General features: G+C 34.9%; 19 protein-coding genes. 9 read left to right on the top strand and 10 right to left on the bottom strand.

What is annotated here, in order from left to right; all coding sequences use genetic code 11:
• The first annotated feature begins 13 nt into the window (after positions 1-13).
• The 4 genes from I6J02_RS02810 to I6J02_RS02795 are packed head-to-tail and all read left to right on the top strand — an operon-like array spanning position 14 to position 1,716.
• Positions 14-631 (top strand): glycoside hydrolase family 19 protein, encoded by a 618-nt coding sequence (locus I6J02_RS02810; protein WP_201680320.1) that lies wholly within the window; start codon positions 14-16, stop codon positions 629-631.
• On the top strand, positions 631-939 hold the full coding sequence (locus I6J02_RS02805; RefSeq protein WP_201680319.1) for a hypothetical protein: 309 nt from the start codon (positions 631-633) through the stop codon (positions 937-939). The genes I6J02_RS02810 and I6J02_RS02805 overlap by 1 nt, the downstream gene beginning before the upstream one ends.
• The gene (locus tag I6J02_RS02800; protein WP_201680318.1) at positions 936-1,106 is read left to right on the top strand and encodes a hypothetical protein; all 171 of its coding nucleotides are present in this window, start codon (positions 936-938) and stop codon (positions 1,104-1,106) included. The genes I6J02_RS02805 and I6J02_RS02800 overlap by 4 nt, the downstream gene beginning before the upstream one ends.
• Positions 1,096-1,716, top strand: coding sequence for a hypothetical protein (locus tag I6J02_RS02795; protein ID WP_201680317.1), 621 nt, complete (start codon positions 1,096-1,098; stop codon positions 1,714-1,716). Before I6J02_RS02800 ends, I6J02_RS02795 begins: the two co-directional genes overlap by 11 nt.
• A gap of 448 nt (positions 1,717-2,164) precedes the next feature.
• Here the strand turns inward: I6J02_RS02795 and I6J02_RS21915 are convergent, their stop codons facing one another.
• On the bottom strand, positions 2,165-2,371 hold the full coding sequence (locus I6J02_RS21915) for a DUF6965 family protein (RefSeq protein WP_411028013.1): 207 nt from the start codon (positions 2,369-2,371) through the stop codon (positions 2,165-2,167).
• A 521-nt stretch (positions 2,372-2,892) separates the two neighbouring features.
• Between I6J02_RS21915 and I6J02_RS02790 the strand changes: the two genes are divergently transcribed.
• Entirely contained in the window at positions 2,893-3,216 is a 324-nt protein-coding gene (locus I6J02_RS02790; RefSeq protein WP_201680316.1) for a hypothetical protein, read from the top strand.
• Positions 3,216-3,476, top strand: a complete 261-nt coding sequence (locus I6J02_RS02785) for a hypothetical protein (RefSeq protein WP_201680315.1) — start codon at positions 3,216-3,218, stop codon at positions 3,474-3,476. The genes I6J02_RS02790 and I6J02_RS02785 overlap by 1 nt, the downstream gene beginning before the upstream one ends.
• 58 nt (positions 3,477-3,534) lie before the next feature.
• Here I6J02_RS02785 and I6J02_RS02780 read toward each other — a convergent pair whose 3' ends face one another.
• Both I6J02_RS02780 and I6J02_RS02775 read right to left on the bottom strand, forming a co-directional pair.
• The gene (locus I6J02_RS02780; RefSeq protein WP_201680314.1) at positions 3,535-5,703 is read right to left on the bottom strand and encodes an ATP-binding protein; all 2,169 of its coding nucleotides are present in this window, start codon (positions 5,701-5,703) and stop codon (positions 3,535-3,537) included.
• Between the two features lie 249 nt (positions 5,704-5,952).
• On the bottom strand, positions 5,953-8,076 hold the full coding sequence (locus I6J02_RS02775; protein WP_201680313.1) for a catalase: 2,124 nt from the start codon (positions 8,074-8,076) through the stop codon (positions 5,953-5,955).
• Between the two features lie 158 nt (positions 8,077-8,234).
• Here I6J02_RS02775 and I6J02_RS02770 point away from each other — a divergent pair, with 158 nt between their 5' ends.
• Positions 8,235-8,489, top strand: a complete 255-nt coding sequence (locus I6J02_RS02770) for a hypothetical protein (protein ID WP_201680312.1) — start codon at positions 8,235-8,237, stop codon at positions 8,487-8,489.
• Positions 8,490-8,542: 53 nt separating this feature from the next.
• Positions 8,543-8,791, top strand: a complete 249-nt coding sequence (locus I6J02_RS02765; RefSeq protein WP_201680311.1) for a peptide ABC transporter — start codon at positions 8,543-8,545, stop codon at positions 8,789-8,791.
• Between the two features lie 28 nt (positions 8,792-8,819).
• Here the strand turns inward: I6J02_RS02765 and I6J02_RS02760 are convergent, their stop codons facing one another.
• From I6J02_RS02760 to I6J02_RS02730, 7 genes are all read right to left on the bottom strand, one after another.
• Positions 8,820-10,037 (bottom strand): transglutaminase-like domain-containing protein, encoded by a 1,218-nt coding sequence (locus I6J02_RS02760; protein ID WP_201680310.1) that lies wholly within the window; start codon positions 10,035-10,037, stop codon positions 8,820-8,822.
• Positions 10,038-10,123: 86 nt separating this feature from the next.
• Positions 10,124-10,333, bottom strand: a complete 210-nt coding sequence (locus I6J02_RS02755) for a hypothetical protein (protein WP_201680309.1) — start codon at positions 10,331-10,333, stop codon at positions 10,124-10,126.
• A gap of 97 nt (positions 10,334-10,430) precedes the next feature.
• Positions 10,431-11,252, bottom strand: coding sequence for a hypothetical protein (locus tag I6J02_RS02750; RefSeq protein WP_201680308.1), 822 nt, complete (start codon positions 11,250-11,252; stop codon positions 10,431-10,433).
• A gap of 50 nt (positions 11,253-11,302) precedes the next feature.
• The gene (locus tag I6J02_RS02745) at positions 11,303-13,093 is read right to left on the bottom strand and encodes a DNA cytosine methyltransferase (RefSeq protein ID WP_201680307.1); all 1,791 of its coding nucleotides are present in this window, start codon (positions 13,091-13,093) and stop codon (positions 11,303-11,305) included.
• Positions 13,094-13,220: 127 nt separating this feature from the next.
• A complete protein-coding gene (locus I6J02_RS02740; RefSeq protein WP_201680306.1) occupies positions 13,221-13,493 on the bottom strand; it encodes a hypothetical protein in 273 nt (90 codons plus the stop codon).
• Positions 13,490-13,816 carry a hypothetical protein gene (locus I6J02_RS02735; RefSeq protein WP_236582268.1) on the bottom strand — a complete coding sequence of 109 codons (327 nt, stop codon included), beginning with the start codon at positions 13,814-13,816 and terminating at the stop codon, positions 13,490-13,492. The genes I6J02_RS02740 and I6J02_RS02735 overlap by 4 nt, the downstream gene beginning before the upstream one ends.
• A gap of 69 nt (positions 13,817-13,885) precedes the next feature.
• Positions 13,886-14,170, bottom strand: coding sequence for a hypothetical protein (locus I6J02_RS02730; RefSeq protein ID WP_201680304.1), 285 nt, complete (start codon positions 14,168-14,170; stop codon positions 13,886-13,888).
• 356 nt (positions 14,171-14,526) lie between these two features.
• On the opposite strand from I6J02_RS02730, the gene I6J02_RS02725 reads away from it, so the two are divergent.
• Positions 14,527-14,739, top strand: coding sequence for a hypothetical protein (locus I6J02_RS02725; protein ID WP_201680303.1), 213 nt, complete (start codon positions 14,527-14,529; stop codon positions 14,737-14,739).
• Positions 14,740-14,904 lie beyond the last annotated feature (165 nt).

The following is a 14,904-nucleotide window of genomic DNA, read 5'->3' as shown; positions in this document are numbered from 1 at the left end:
TTGTCTAAAAAATATGAATAAAATAGAATCAATTAAATATATACAGAATTTCGTATGTGCAAATCCTGATGGCATTCTTGGAAATGAGACGTTGACAAAGTTTCAATGCCGTTTCAATGTTCCAACCAAGGCTATGGTAGCTCATTTTTTTGGTAATATGATACATGAGAGCGGAGACTTTACGATCGTGTCGGAAAATATGTACTATACCAAAGTAGCGACATTACGCAAGACATGGCCGTCACGCTTCACCAGTGACGAGCTGGCAAAGCAGTTCCTCAGAAGTCCTGAGAAGCTCGGGAACTTCGTGTATGACGGTAGAATGGGAAATGCCAAAGGAGAGGGTTATAAGTACCGGGGTCGAGGATGGATGCAGCTTACCGGGAAAGACATGTATGAACTGTTCAGTAAGTATATTGGTGAAGATTGCGTTAATAATCCGGATTTGGTAGCAACTAAATACCCCCTAGAATCGGCTGTATTTATGTTTACGCAAAAGAGACTTTGGGGACTTGTTAGCACTGTTAGTGAAGAGGATATAAAGGTAATCAGGAGAAGGGTAAACGGAGGATTGATCGGTATTGATAAGGTGATTCCTTTGGTACAGAAAATCTTTAACATGATGAGATAATGAAAGAAAACGAAGACTACATCGGTAATAGGGTAAACGACATTGGAAAGCTTTATAAGTGGATTAAGGATAATCCAATGGCTTTTCTATGCACCGTCATGACGGTTATTGCTTTCATATTCATATGGCTGTTCATAGATTCTAAAAATGAAAATATCCGCATAACACAGCAGATGAGCAAGCAGATAACCGATGAAGTCAGAAGACAGGTGCCTATATCTGTCCGGGAGCAATTGCAGCCCATTAAAGATAGTGTAGACAATACGAAGTCAAATATTGATAAACTAATAGAAAGGGTTACACAATGAAGAGAATAGTATTATTCATTATGGTGATGGTAGCCACTACTGTAATGATATCCTCCGGTACAGCAGGAGAGCCGGAAAGAGAGATTAAAAAAGAAATGATCAGAAGCATGAATGATCTTCAGCATTCAGTTGATTCACTCACCAGACTATTGAGACATGAGAAGTAGAATTCTGATCCTGATGGCCATGATCACGTTTTCCGGGTGTGGCCTTTTCCGGAAATCATCTAAGACTGTTGAAAAGGTGTCTTTTGATGTATCGCAAAAAAAAGATAGTATCTCCAGTGAGCGGATCAAGTCTGATTCAATAGGTAAGAGTCTATCCATTGACAAAGGCAATGTAGTTACTGAAACGGAAAGGACTATAACCACCGAAAAGAAATGGGGTACTGTTAAGGGATCTATCAGGATTGATAATATACCCAGAGGTGTAGAGCTTCTGCTTAAAGATTCAGCCGGGACCAAAATATCCCTAATGCTTGATACGATGTCAAATCAATTGAATGTCCGAGTTGATCATCCAGGAGAAAAGACCACCGTAACTGAAAGGGTTCGTCAAACAGAAAACAAGAATAGGACGGATCAACAGGAAAGTAGTACCGGTAGTGAACTTAATAAGGAAGCTACTGTAAATAGTATAGATAGAAAAAAGGTATCGACATCACAGGTTATTAAAGAAAGTGAACCGGATAACTGGGGTTTTATATTTTGGTGGATTGGGATAGGTTTAGGGGTTGTAGTTGTTGTTTGGGGATTAAAAAAGTTTGTAATTAATTAGAAGGACTTATAACTTATCAGAATGGTGTTCATGAAGCCAACTAATCATTTGATCTACTATTTCATTCAGTCCATCTAGTGGGGTAGTACTGTACTCAAATAACATAAAATGATTTGTTCTATTGAAATTCAGTTCTTTAAATTGACAATAAACTCCTGAATCTGAATGAATACAAATCCACAATCTATCTTTCTTATTGTATTCAATTATAAAATGTTGCATAATGCGAGCTTGTTTAGGCTAAAAGCTCTTGCCAAAACTATAAAATACTTAAAAGTTTATATAGTCCCATTATCGGACATTTAGAATATGGATGCAAGCTAAGCAAAAACATTGATAGTTTTATAAAAAAGCGAGGTGGTCGCCTCGCTACTACAGTAATCATTAATTAATCGCTAAAGTGTTAAATGTGTGATAAATGTATTAACAGTTTTAATTTAATAAAATTTTACTTTTTCTCCAATGCTTCTTTCAATTTTATAAGCATCAAATATGAAGGACATCTATCCAGCTCCTTCTTCCATGCTTCACAAGCATTAAAACTCACTCTTAGGAATTCAGAAATATTAGTGACATACATGTGTGGTGCAATTCTGATCTCTGTGGGGAGATCTTTGGATTCGAAGTATTGTTTAAGTTCATCTATGGATATCATAATATCAAAGGAAAGCGAGGAGAGTTAGATCCTCGCTTAAACACTAACTATAAGCCTCCTAGGACGGAGATATTAAAATATACACTAATTTATAAAAAAAAAGCGAGATATTTCTACCTCGCTTAAGTGTTAACCGTTATTGCAATAAGACTTTATAAAATTAGTATTTATAATTATGATTAATAATGATACAAATACTCAAAATATCAGGTATTTATACTCATTTTATAATAGTATGCAGCACTACTAAATACTTATCCATACCTTCACTAAAATTTTTAATCATATGGTAGTCGTATTACTCTTGTTTGGGATTATCATTGTTATTTGTTTAGTTGGAATTCTAGTGTTGTTAGTTCAGACGTATAAGAATCAGGATTATTAAAAAATATTACTCTCACCATTCATTAACCTAAGTAAAGGCAGTTAATTTATTAGCTGCCTTTTATTGTAACATTATATTTTGTCTCTTGCATAAATACTAAAAAACTTAGTAATTTTGATGTGCTATGAATAATTTTATGTTGAATAAGCAGAGGGAAGATGCTGCGATGCCTGCTAATTTTGAGATTCTGATTAAGGAGGCAAGGGTTAGTGGATATTGGATATATCACAAGTCGGCTGGCAAGTGGTATACGCCTGAGGAGTTTCAAGAAGTTGCAAGGGAATTGTACTCAAGAGAGAGGGATGGAAAACGTAATAATTCAAGCGATTTTGCAGTTCGAGATCCATATTCAGGTATTAATGATCGGGTGAGGTGGGTGGATCAAATGAATACTGAGCTTCAAACCTTCAAAAAGAAAATTGATGAGTATTTCCAGGTACAATTAAAAAAGCGGAAATAATGAAAGATCTCAAACCTTACCGCATTAACGCTATGCTCAATTATAACAGAACTCAGCGAATTGTATTAGTTGAAATCAGACCAGGCAATATGGCCCCGAATACTTATACGTTATTCAGTAAAGATAAAGCAGCAATGTATGTATTCAGGAAAGAGGACGGAGAATGGCATCAGCAGTATGGGAGGGCATTCGAAGCTGATCAATTCACCGCTATTAAGCAAATGCTGGAAGAGATTGATAAAGAGATTTTTGCAAAATAGAATTAAATAATACCAATTTTGATTAAATTCAATTAAAATAGTATTTATATAATCTAATTTAATGAGTATTAAAATGTATTTGAAATTGTGTTCCTTTTCCTAATTGACTCTCTACTTTAATCTCAGCCCCCAATCTGTCAATAATTCTTTTTACAATTGATAGACCTATTCCTGTTCCGTCGTAACCAGAAGAATTTGGCAGCCTCTGAAATATTTCAAAAATGTTGTTTCCAGCATTTAAATCCATTCCTATTCCGTTGTCTGATATAAAATATATCACTTTGCTGCCGGATTTTATGCTGTATACTTCGACTTTTGGATTATCTTCTTTACTGCTATATTTAATTGCATTCCCTAAGATATTCAGAAACAATTGGTATAAAAGCGTTCTTTCTCCTCTGACAGGTAAGATTTCGCCCATTACAAATTCTAAATTACCTACATTATATTGATCCTTACTACTCTCAACAATTGTAATTATTTTGTTTTTGGGATCTATTATCTCAAGGTCTAATTCTACTGAATTTGATTTTGATAGTTCGTGAACCTTATTGATCATATCCGTTATTAGATTTGATGCCTCTAAGATATTGGTAGATAATCTATTTAAAAGCTCTTGTCCGAGGTTTTTTTTCATTAATATCATCTGAGCTCCGAGCTGAATAGAAGACAGGGGATTCTTAAGATCGTGTGTTAGCGTATAACTAAAGGTGTCTAAAGCATTGTTTGAACGGATAAGATCTTTATTCAGCTGATCAATTTCAGCATTTCTTTTAGCTATAGCTTGCTGAATAATGTATACAATCCGCTCAAGAAATAACAATTGAACCTTTAGCCATGGTGCTGCCTTTCCACGTGTTATCTGTCTCCATGCCTCAAAAGATGTACGGGGAGAAGGATAGGTAATTTTTCTGTCCGGATCATAATTTAATTGCTTTTCCGGCTTTCCTGCCCATAATTCCTCAATTAATACTTCTTTTCGAAAAAGATATATTTTCCATTGGGATTCCGCTAGTATTTCAGCTCTTATAATTCCGGGGAATAAATTATCATCTGCTGTTTTAGAAATAAATTCATGGGTAGAATACAAACTGGTATTCTCATTTTTTAAGTAATGTTCAATCTCTTTTAACTGAATATTGCCGGGAACCTCGCCATAAAATTTTTCACCTTTGCTGTGCTTGATAATTATACCATCGGCCTCTACCATTTTCATGATGCGCTCTCCGAATGTTTCAAGGACATAATGGATATCTCTGTCAATCAGTAAATCACTTTTAAGCTCTTTTTCCAGGATATACATCACATTTTGAGTTTCCAAGTCTTCTTTCAGCAATTCAGAGATGTGATGATTAGTGGCAAACTGTGTGAGAAAAGTACACAGATGCCTTTGTGCCAAATCCACATGTAATGGCTTGCTATTCTGACAAGTGACCAAGCCCCACAACTTACCATCCTGAATAATAGAAAAACTCGCACTGGCCTGCGCTTTGGAATTTTTCAAATATTGCAAATGTATGGGAGACATAGCACGTAAACTGCATTTCGTTAAATCAATTTCCTGTTTTGAATTGCTTATAATTTGATGGGTAAGCCCGTCTGTATCGGCTGTATGTCGTGCAAGAAAAATAGTATAGAGTTCACGCGCTTGCTGAGGAATGTCGAATTCAGGATAACGGTATCCAAGCAAAGAATGCATGTTATCAGATTTTGATTCAGCGATTACCTTTCCGCTGTTATCTTCCAGAAACTGATACACCATTACTCTGTCGTAATTTATAATCTGACGTATTAGATTTGTAAGACATTCCCATACCTTTGATTTGTTATCTTCAAGGTATTTGGCATAATAATATAGTTTTGTAGGCTTTATTTGCTGTGTATTGCAAAGCTCAATTTCTACATAAATATTATCTCCATATTTATAAATACTCAAATCATAATCTATATTATTAATCTGAATTCTTTCTGCAAAGCGATAAAAAATTGATGTATTGAGATGTTGATTTATAGATTCGAAAATAAAGCGGTCACTTTTCGTCAGTAGAGATAATATCTGGTCAACGGTCATTCCCAGATATTTTTCTACAGGAATATTATCGATCTGAATGACGTTGTCACTAGCTGCAGTACAAATCCGGGATTCATCAAAAACAAACAGATATCCTAAATCCTGAATTAAACCACACAAATGTATTTTTTCCTCGTGACAATCCCTAAATTCCATATAACTATAATTATTGTGTGATAAAATACTATTTGATATAATATTAGAATGGAATTAGAATATTTACAGACTTTTTCTCTTATTATATTATTTCAGTGTAGAATCGAATAATAAAAATACAAATAAATTATATTTATCAAAATACTGACGAGTAATTCGTAAACAGATGAAAAACTATATTTTAGATAATTATAAAATAAAGAAGGTCGTTAAAAACGACCTTCAAACTAGATAAGAGAGAAACAATGGTTATGAAGGTACTTTTCTAGTATTTTCCCTTTCCCATACACGATGGCCTTTCATTGTTTTAATAAAATCTTCACTAAGGTTTCCGTCGGATTCAAAAATAACTCCTGAATCTTTATTTTTACTAAGATAAGTTCCGTCAATAAGTTTTTCAGCACCAGTGGCAAAAGCTATTGCTTTACAGTGGCGGAAGCCCTCGTTAATAAAATGCAAATAATCTGGTTCGTCTTGTAAAACACTTACAGAATCTCCTTCAGGTGTATAAAATGCATCATAACACACAGAGGCCTCTGTTAAATATGAAAATTCTATATCTGCAGTACCACCTTCTTTAAACTTGACCTTTCCTACATTTGTGGAAATTAATACAGCTTCAGCTCCTTCTTCTTCAAGTGCAGTTTTCATCTTATCGATAGATTTTTTTGATACCCCATCCGCAATTAGAAATGCTACTTTTCTAGTTTCAATGGTTCCCTCTCCTGGTTTGGTTTTCATGCTTAATGCAGCAGATTTTTCAACTTCCGGTTTAGGAGTTTTAATAGGATATTCCGGATGATTTTGTCTTGCAAATTGCAGAGTCAGTTCATCCAATTCTGAAGCAGGTTCAATTCCCAAATTAGCACCTACACGTGCAGCTAATTCTTTATCAATTTGATTAAGTATTGCTAATTCTCTTTTGCGAACATCAACGGAATTAACTTTAGACAATTCAAAACTATAAGCATTAATCATGTGTTCCTGCTCTGGTTTCGATTGAGAATTAAAGAATAATCTAGCTTGGGTAAAATGATCTGCAAAAGAAGTAGATCTACGTCTTACTTTTTTACCATCAACCTTTTCTTCATGACTTTTAAATCCATCTTCCCCTTTTAACATGGCGTGATAAGGACAACCTCCACCAAGACTATTAGGAAAATAGCTAACATTTCCTTTAAGAATATCCTGTCTTCCAAAACCATCCTTTTGATTGTTAAATTTACCGTTCACTGAACGATTAATAGGAATCTCATGAAAATTAGGTCCACCAAGACGGTAGTTTTGAGTATCAGCATATGAAAATACTCTACCTTGTAAAAGTGGGTCATTTGTAAGATCTATTCCGGGAATGATGCGACCTGGATCGAAAGCAATCTGTTCTGTTTCTGCAAAGAAGTTTTCCGGATTTCTGTTTAAAGTCATAGTTCCAATTATCTTTACAGGTACTAATTCTTCTGGTATAATTTTCGTAGCATCTAATAAATCAAAAGAAAATTTATGTTCATCCTCTTCAGGGACAAGTTGTACGCCTAAATCCCATTGCGGGAAATTTCCTTTTTCAATATTCTCCCACAAATCACGACGATGGAAATCGGCGTCAAATCCCGATATTTTTTGTGCTTCATTCCATGCCACTGAATGAACACCTAGTTTTGGTTTCCAATGAAACTTCACGAATGTTCCTTTACCTTCAGCATTCACAAATTTAAATGTGTGAACTCCAAAACCTTCCATCATACGAAACGATCTTGGAATAGCTCTATCAGACATGGTCCACATAACCATGTGAGCCGCTTCCGGCATCAAGGATATAAAATCCCAAAAAGTATCATGAGCAGAAGCAGCTTGAGGCATTTCATTATTCGGTTCTGGCTTAACTGCATGAACAAGATCTGGAAAATTCATAGCATCCTGTATAAAAAATACAGGAATATTATTTCCTACCAAATCATAATTACCATCTTCAGTATAGAATTTAACAGAAAAACCTCTAACATCTCGAGCTAAATCAGTAGACCCTTTAAATCCTGCAACTGTTGAAAACCTAACAAATAGTGGTGTTACAGTACCTTTCTTAAGAAATGAAGCTTTAGTATATTTAGAAATATCTGCTGTAGCTTCGAATATTCCATGAGCTCCAGACCCCCTTGCATGAACTACTCTTTCAGGGATTCTTTCTCTGTCGAAATGAGCCATTTTGTCTTGATAGATGAAATCTTCTATCAAAGCTGGCCCACGTTCGCCTGCTTTTAGCATATTGTTGTTGTCCTCTATTGGAACACCATCATTTGTGGTGAGAAGGCGCCCATTATTATCGATGACATGATCATCAATTTGCTGTACTTTTTTGTTCTCTCTTTGGTTTTTCATAGTTATTATAATTAGCCTTTATGATAGTAGACCATTTATAAACAATCTATGAAGCGTAAAGTTTCCGAGTTAGGGTATTATATAGAAGTTCGTATAAAACTTCTATTGATTCTGATTGTTTAGAATTTATGTGTAAATAGTTCTAAATCAATAAAATTATGAGTATAGTGATGTTTAAAGGAAAAAGCTTTGATACAAAAAAGTTAGTCAAAGTAACTATGAATGACGATAATGAAAAAGTTTATTATGGAAAATTGGTTTTGACAGATGATGCAGAGAAAATTAAAGATGATGATGGCAATCCAAAATATGAATCAGAAAACTATCATCTAATAATATGGGAGGTAAAGGCTACAGACAGGTATGAGTTTATAACTGAAAATATTGCAGATATTGAAGAATTTGAGGTGTAGCTTTAATAGCGTAAATGCCGGTATGAATATACAATTTAAATAAACGATGAATTATGAAAGAAATTACCCGAGATCAGATTAAAAGAAAAATAGAGGAATTGAAGGAGGATTTCATTAAGTTAAATCCTAAGATGAAAGGATTATCTTCTGATGAGATTTACAATTCATATTTATACGAAAATCAACTTGAAGTACCATTATCTGGTGATGGAGAATCTGCAGAATGGCGGATTAAAAGTAGAATTGAAATGGAGGAATTGCAACCTGAAAAATTTAAAAAATTTTTAAACAATAAGGAGTAAGACTTAGCTTACTCCTTTTGCATAGTTTTTATTCAGGAGATTTCCAGAAGTAAGCCGGGTTATGAGTAATAAAATTATTTTTTAAATATTTATTACTGTCTTTATCAAATCCACTTGGGATTAAAGAAATGTATTGCAAATCTGTATCTGCTGGCCGGTATCTACTCTCTGTATTAAATTGGCTTTTGTTTGTGCATTGAATCCAATATAAATTCTTTGCCATATAGTAATCCAAATACCAAATCTTAGTTACTTTAGTCTCAGCATTTAACTTCATTGATTGATTGTTTTTTAATCCCTCCCTGACTTCTTCAATGCTTAGTAAATTATTATTGTCATCCATTACAAAAGCACCATGTGAAGGATCCATCCATAGCCATTTTTTTAATGTTTCAGAATATACACTATTGATTACATGACAATCTGTATCTTGGTCGTCTTTTGGCATACATGTGACATATCGGGATTTAAATCCCATTGCAAGGTAAAGTTCATTTAGTGTCATTGCCTTATGTCTACAATTAATTCCTTTTCCTGTCGACTTGTGGTAGTTATAGAAATCAATTGCATCAAATTCACACAAAGCCCAATTGCTTCCGTCATACTTAATGTTATTGGCAACAAATAGCATAATATTTCGGATTTTAGAAATTTCATCTCCACTTCCAGCTATAGAATCCAGTTTGAAGAAATTTTTGACCTCGACTAAATTCCGATTATTTGAGTCTTCATATTTAAATACCGGCAGAGATTCATAATTTTCCGAAAGATAATTTCCTGACTGTTGTAATAAGAATAGTTTATCATATTGCTTCAATTGGCTGAACGCTTTAACAAACTTGGTTTCCTTACGGATATTATTTAAATCAGTATCGTTTAAAGCATTTTGATAATCAGTATATCCCCATTTAATTGATTTTTCGAAACTTGTGATTGCTTGTTTTTTTTGATTAAGTATTGATTGTAAACATGCAAGGTTATAGTACACATTTGCATATATTTCTTTTATAGTGTGGTTAAAATCTTGCTTTTCTTTCTCAGATAACTGTAAAGTATCTAATGTAGCAGCTATTTTATCTAAAATTGCTGCTGCTGTATGATAATCTTTTGCTGGATAATGGGTGTTATATTCCTGCTCTAACTTTTTAAAGTCTGAAAGAAATTTATTCCATTTTGGAGAACTAGTTTGCGCAAACGAGCTAAATGTTAGAAATGCTATCAGAAAAAATGTAATTAAAAATTTCATTCGACTTAAGGGTTATAATAATTGATAAGATTTATAGATATAAATATATATTTTTTTAAAATATTACTCAAATTGCTGTCGGATTTTTATGACACATACTCCCTCAGATAGTACCCAAACCAAAACCAGTCTTCCGGCTTGATCGTTTCTCCAGGCTTTGGAATGAACTCAATATAAGCTTTGCCTTTATTAATGCCTTTGCGGATCTTGCACCGAAAGGCTATGCCCTGAGCATATATATTGGTAATTATTGCTTCATCTATTACAGATAGTATCTTTTCTTCTGATATTCTCATTTTGATAATGTAATTTAAATTTTTAGTTTGTGATTACGGCTTACCGGATTTCTACAGTTGGTGGACAGCACACTACATGCTGTCCGGGGTTAGTTAATCAAGCTGCTATAGCTTCGTAAATAGTTTTCTTGCCTTTGATCACATCTTCTAAGTTCTTATCTGGAATATCAGCAAATTCTATTTCACATATAATTCCACATGCCGGCATTACCTCCTTTGAGAGCCTACCAGATGAAGGGTGCAATTCGTCTAAGAAGGTTCCATTAATGCAGGAATATCCAACCTTTCTTTCCAACTGCGCCATCCTATTAAAATATTCGGGGAAATCAATTCTTATTTTGTTCCAATAACCTTTACCGCCCTTTACACATCCTATGCAATTATTATTCGAATAACCCAACTCATACATTTTTGGCAATTCAATTCCGGCATTAAGGATCATACCTGCACACATGTCCTTATTAATTCCTTTTTCAATTAATGGGAAAAGAGGGTTAGTATTAGGATATTGCTGTCCAAACCTAATTGCTCTATTTATTTGTTTTAAATCATGCTCAAAACCCCAGACCTGATTTGCAATTGATCTATTATTAAATAGGTTTTCCGAGTTAAGATTTTCAAAGTCAAATCTTACTTGCTTTTTCAGCTTCAATGTGCAAGCTGCTCCTTGTGGTGTATTTACACAACCTGTTTGTTCTATTACATCAAATTGATCTTTAAACTTTGATGACTTCAATGGTTTAATAGGAACTCCATACCACTTTTCGCAATCTCTCTTGAATCTCTCGTTATCTGGATGAGCCGAATCGATATCGATATAATATAACTCTACATTTTCATAAAGTTCAAGAGCCATCTTACATGCAACAGCTGAAGTAATTCCTGCACTCCACCATCCTGTAATAAATCTATCTCTCATATCTTTATATTATGTTCCCGACATTGATGTCGGGAACTGGGGTTAGTTAATTAAGCTGCTATTGATATTTTGTGAGCCTGAGCTTCAGCCCAAGATTGAACTACGTGCGGAACAACAGAATTACCGATAAATTTCTTTTGATCCGATTGATTTCCATATAATTTGTAATCAGAAGGAAAACCCTGAATAAGCTTCAACTCGGAGACTTTAAGCATTCGCATCCGGATATCAGAAATGCCATACAATGCCATGAATTCTTTAATCTTTATCATTGTCTCCGAATCTTCTTCATACACTTCTATTCTTACATTTTCACAAATATTATATTGAATGAAGTATAATGGAGATTTGTCTTGTCTTGCAATGATAGTGGCGCATGGCTGATCTATATGCATCGTATGACCTCCGTGTGATGGGTTGTATATAAATCCCTTGGCGGTCATTAATGCGTGCTTATCATTAGCCAATATTGAACCGGCAGGCTGATTAACAGATTGATGATTCCTATCACCAGAATATTGTTTGTCAAGCCAATTAACATGAACCTTTGTAAATCTATCCTTTGTGGTTAATGTGCCTGCCGGTTCATTGATAGATTGTACATTATCGCCTGTACCATAATATTTGGCAAGGAAACAAGGATTTACAACGTAATGATGTTTTCTGCTTGCCAACACTGTAGGACACGGCTCTGCTACCGAGCGGGATATACCCCCGAAATTACTAGTCAATACAAACGGCTCTACGTTCACGATTGCTTGATTTGCAGATGTTGTGATTGTAGCAAGTGGACTATTGATAGACGCCACTTTATTCATTGGCCTGCCTGAAAAATATTTTGTTATAAATGATATCTGAGCTAAACCAAGTCTATTCTGACATGCAATTGTAGGCATAGGATCATCAGTAGATGGTGTACGGATCTTTCCTTCTCTACTCATGGAATTATATTTCATGATAAAATTATCTTTTCCGCCGGCTACCTCTTTGATTAATCCGGCATAGATCCGTTTTAATGAATTTTCTACAAGAGGTTTTTTACGATTGAAAATACTTTCGCCTTCATCCTGGAAATCCAGAAGATCCCGAACAGGCATCCATTTTTTAAGTCCACTTCCAAAAAGATCTTGTTTATTCATCCCGGTTTTAGAATGTGTAGGCTCCGGCCATACGATAGATAAACCAGGTTTAGCAAAACATCCAAACAAGCGATTTCTTGAGGTGTAAGCACCGAAATCCGCTGAATTAAGTTCACGCCATTCGTCACGGTATCCAAGTGAATTAATTTGATCTCTCCAACGCAACCAGTCCTGTCCTGACTTCATGCTAATAGGCTTTCCGTATTCATTAAGAGGTCCCCAGGACATGAATTCTACTACATTTTCGATTTTGATATAATCCGGATCCAGAGCAATAACATATCTATCCAGATGATCTGCTAAGGTTCTGCTGTCAGCTTCCCTTCGTTGCCCTCCTTTTGCTTTACTGAAATTGGTGCATTCTAAAGATGCCCATACTACAACCTTTGCTGATGGATATAACTTTCGATATGTCTCAACTATATGTTTTAAGGGGGTGAGATCTAAAGTCCTGATATCTTCTTCAAAGTGGTAAACCTCAGGGTGATTCTCCCAGTGGCTTCGAATAGCCTTATGATCATGATTAACGCAGGCTGCAATGATTGCAATAGGATTTCCATTGCAATCTTTTGCTTTCGCAAATCCGGTAGTCGTTCCTCCGGCTCCACAGAATAAGTCAATCACAATGAATTTAACAGCTTGTGGATTCTTCACTATCTGGGGAGTGAAGGGTTTATGTTGTAAAATAAATGCGTTAATCATGATTTCTTTGCTTTATAGAATTTGGGAAGGGAAACCTTTACTTGCTTATCAGGATATCGAGACATCATAACCATGTTGTCCTCGTTTGTTATCGTTAGTTTATCGGTTAAGTTCATCTTCGAGGATTTTAAAATTTCATTTTCGCTTCTGTACGAATAGCCCATTCGATACGGGCTTGGGAGTCGGATTTGTTGATGTTTACCGGTCTTGGGGAATTAAGTTTACTTTGTTTGACTTCAATGATTCCTTCCTTTCCTCTATATCCTAAGTAATCCATGTACCAGCGAGAAACAGTACGAATTCCGCACCCTATTTTATGTGAAACCTCAACAATAGTGTTGCTTTTGTGCAACAGTTCCATTGCAAATGCTCTGGTCTTTAAAGGATATTTATGCTTCATATTTCCTCCCTTTCTGGAGCAATGTCATATACCCCTGGGTAGATTTGAAGGACTTCGAAATCTATAGGACTCTTACTTCCTAAAAGCTTCAAGATGATTACCAGCTTTGATATATCATTAACCTCAGGGAGCTCTTTGTAAGAGTTGTCACATTGAAGAAAGACTTTACGCATGGAAACAACATCTATAGTTATTCCGTTTCCTAACCAAATGGTTCTATAATTCTCACAACCATCACCCCAACAATTTCCCCCATCTTCAAACCCAATACTTTTCAAAAGCTCTACAGGGAATGGAACAGAATATTTCATATTTAAATCCATGATTCTAAAATTTGAAGTGTTAAATAAAGACCTATAGCTAATAATAGGAATGATGTGAGTTTTACAACATCAATAACTTGCTGAACCAAAAGCTTCTTTTGGCCAAATTTTTTGTAAGTAATCTTTTGCATAATCAGGTAATTTTAATCGTTTAACATTTTTATAATCATTCGTGAATTCATATTCAGACCATCCGGCATCTATTAGTTTCATTACGGCCATCTTAAGACTTTCTTCACCTCCTTTTTTGGTCACCAATTCAGAAAGCGATACAGACTGTCCTTCTGGAATTTTTTGCTGTAAGATCTTTAGAGCTTTAGCTAATGGATCTTTAGATGTTTCTGAATGTTTCATATATGCAACTTATTTGATACACTAATTGAATCGATATGTTGTAAACAAAATTATATAATGTTTCTTAAAGTTGCAAATAAGAAACAATTAAATTTTACTTTTTTTTATTTTTAATAAGTTAAAGAGGCATGTATATTTGCTTTGTCAAAGTGTGCAGATAGATGTTTCTTAACATGTTTTTACAGAAACTTTTGCTGTTATGCAAGTTGAATACTTTACAAATAATTTACAGTTTTACTTTTTGTAAATTTTAAATTCTTAAAAATAAGCACTTTAGGTAGGTTAGAGCGCAGGATTCATAACCCTGAGGTCGGCAGTTCGATCCTGCTCCCCGCTACGAAAAAGCAGATACGCAAGTGTCTGCTTTTGTTGTTTTTAGCGTTTTTGGAAGGGCTATTTATCAGGATTCATATCCGCCAGCTGGCGGACATCAGTTCGATCCTGCTCCCCGCTACGAAAAAGCAGATACGCAAGTGTCTGCTTTTGTTGTTTTCGGCGGTTTTGAAAGGGTATTTATCAGGATTCATATCCGCCAGCTGGCGGACGGCAGTTCGATCCTGCCTACTTAAGGGACACCAGTTACAGGTTGTCTACTTTTTTTATGGTGATAAAAATCTGTGAACCAAACTGTTAATGTCGGGTTAATTTATAGCTCGATATTTGTGGCCAAAATTTTTAGCTTGTTGTGTAGTACTATCTTGAAAACCTAGTCCTAGATGTTGTTACGGCCTTTT

The organism is Sphingobacterium spiritivorum (genome assembly GCF_016725325.1).
Lineage (GTDB): Bacteria > Bacteroidota > Bacteroidia > Sphingobacteriales > Sphingobacteriaceae > Sphingobacterium.
The sequence above is the reverse complement of the archived record's forward strand: the minus strand, read 5'-3'. Positions and strand labels throughout refer to the sequence as shown.

Excerpts from the sequence above, each read along its gene's own strand:
- I6J02_RS02770 (WP_201680312.1), top strand. The coding sequence starts at position 8,235 with ATGAGTATAGTGATGTTTAAAGGAAAAAGCTTTGATACAAAAAAGTTA.
- I6J02_RS02785 (WP_201680315.1), top strand. The coding sequence starts at position 3,216 with ATGAAAGATCTCAAACCTTACCGCATTAACGCTATGCTCAATTATAAC.
- I6J02_RS02810 (WP_201680320.1), top strand. The coding sequence starts at position 14 with ATGAATAAAATAGAATCAATTAAATATATACAGAATTTCGTATGTGCA.
- I6J02_RS02750 (WP_201680308.1), bottom strand. The coding sequence starts at position 11,252 with ATGAGAGATAGATTTATTACAGGATGGTGGAGTGCAGGAATTACTTCA.
- I6J02_RS02765 (WP_201680311.1), top strand. The coding sequence starts at position 8,543 with ATGAAAGAAATTACCCGAGATCAGATTAAAAGAAAAATAGAGGAATTG.
- I6J02_RS02790 (WP_201680316.1), top strand. The coding sequence starts at position 2,893 with ATGTTGAATAAGCAGAGGGAAGATGCTGCGATGCCTGCTAATTTTGAG.
- I6J02_RS02800 (WP_201680318.1), top strand. The coding sequence starts at position 936 with ATGAAGAGAATAGTATTATTCATTATGGTGATGGTAGCCACTACTGTA.
- I6J02_RS02745 (WP_201680307.1), bottom strand. The coding sequence starts at position 13,093 with ATGATTAACGCATTTATTTTACAACATAAACCCTTCACTCCCCAGATA.
- I6J02_RS02805 (WP_201680319.1), top strand. The coding sequence starts at position 631 with ATGAAAGAAAACGAAGACTACATCGGTAATAGGGTAAACGACATTGGA.
- I6J02_RS02735 (WP_236582268.1), bottom strand. The coding sequence starts at position 13,816 with ATGGATTTAAATATGAAATATTCTGTTCCATTCCCTGTAGAGCTTTTG.
- I6J02_RS02795 (WP_201680317.1), top strand. The coding sequence starts at position 1,096 with ATGAGAAGTAGAATTCTGATCCTGATGGCCATGATCACGTTTTCCGGG.
- I6J02_RS21915 (WP_411028013.1), bottom strand. The coding sequence starts at position 2,371 with ATGATATCCATAGATGAACTTAAACAATACTTCGAATCCAAAGATCTC.
- I6J02_RS02730 (WP_201680304.1), bottom strand. The coding sequence starts at position 14,170 with ATGAAACATTCAGAAACATCTAAAGATCCATTAGCTAAAGCTCTAAAG.
- I6J02_RS02760 (WP_201680310.1), bottom strand. The coding sequence starts at position 10,037 with ATGAAATTTTTAATTACATTTTTTCTGATAGCATTTCTAACATTTAGC.
- I6J02_RS02780 (WP_201680314.1), bottom strand. The coding sequence starts at position 5,703 with ATGGAATTTAGGGATTGTCACGAGGAAAAAATACATTTGTGTGGTTTA.
- I6J02_RS02775 (WP_201680313.1), bottom strand. The coding sequence starts at position 8,076 with ATGAAAAACCAAAGAGAGAACAAAAAAGTACAGCAAATTGATGATCAT.
- I6J02_RS02755 (WP_201680309.1), bottom strand. The coding sequence starts at position 10,333 with ATGAGAATATCAGAAGAAAAGATACTATCTGTAATAGATGAAGCAATA.
- I6J02_RS02740 (WP_201680306.1), bottom strand. The coding sequence starts at position 13,493 with ATGAAGCATAAATATCCTTTAAAGACCAGAGCATTTGCAATGGAACTG.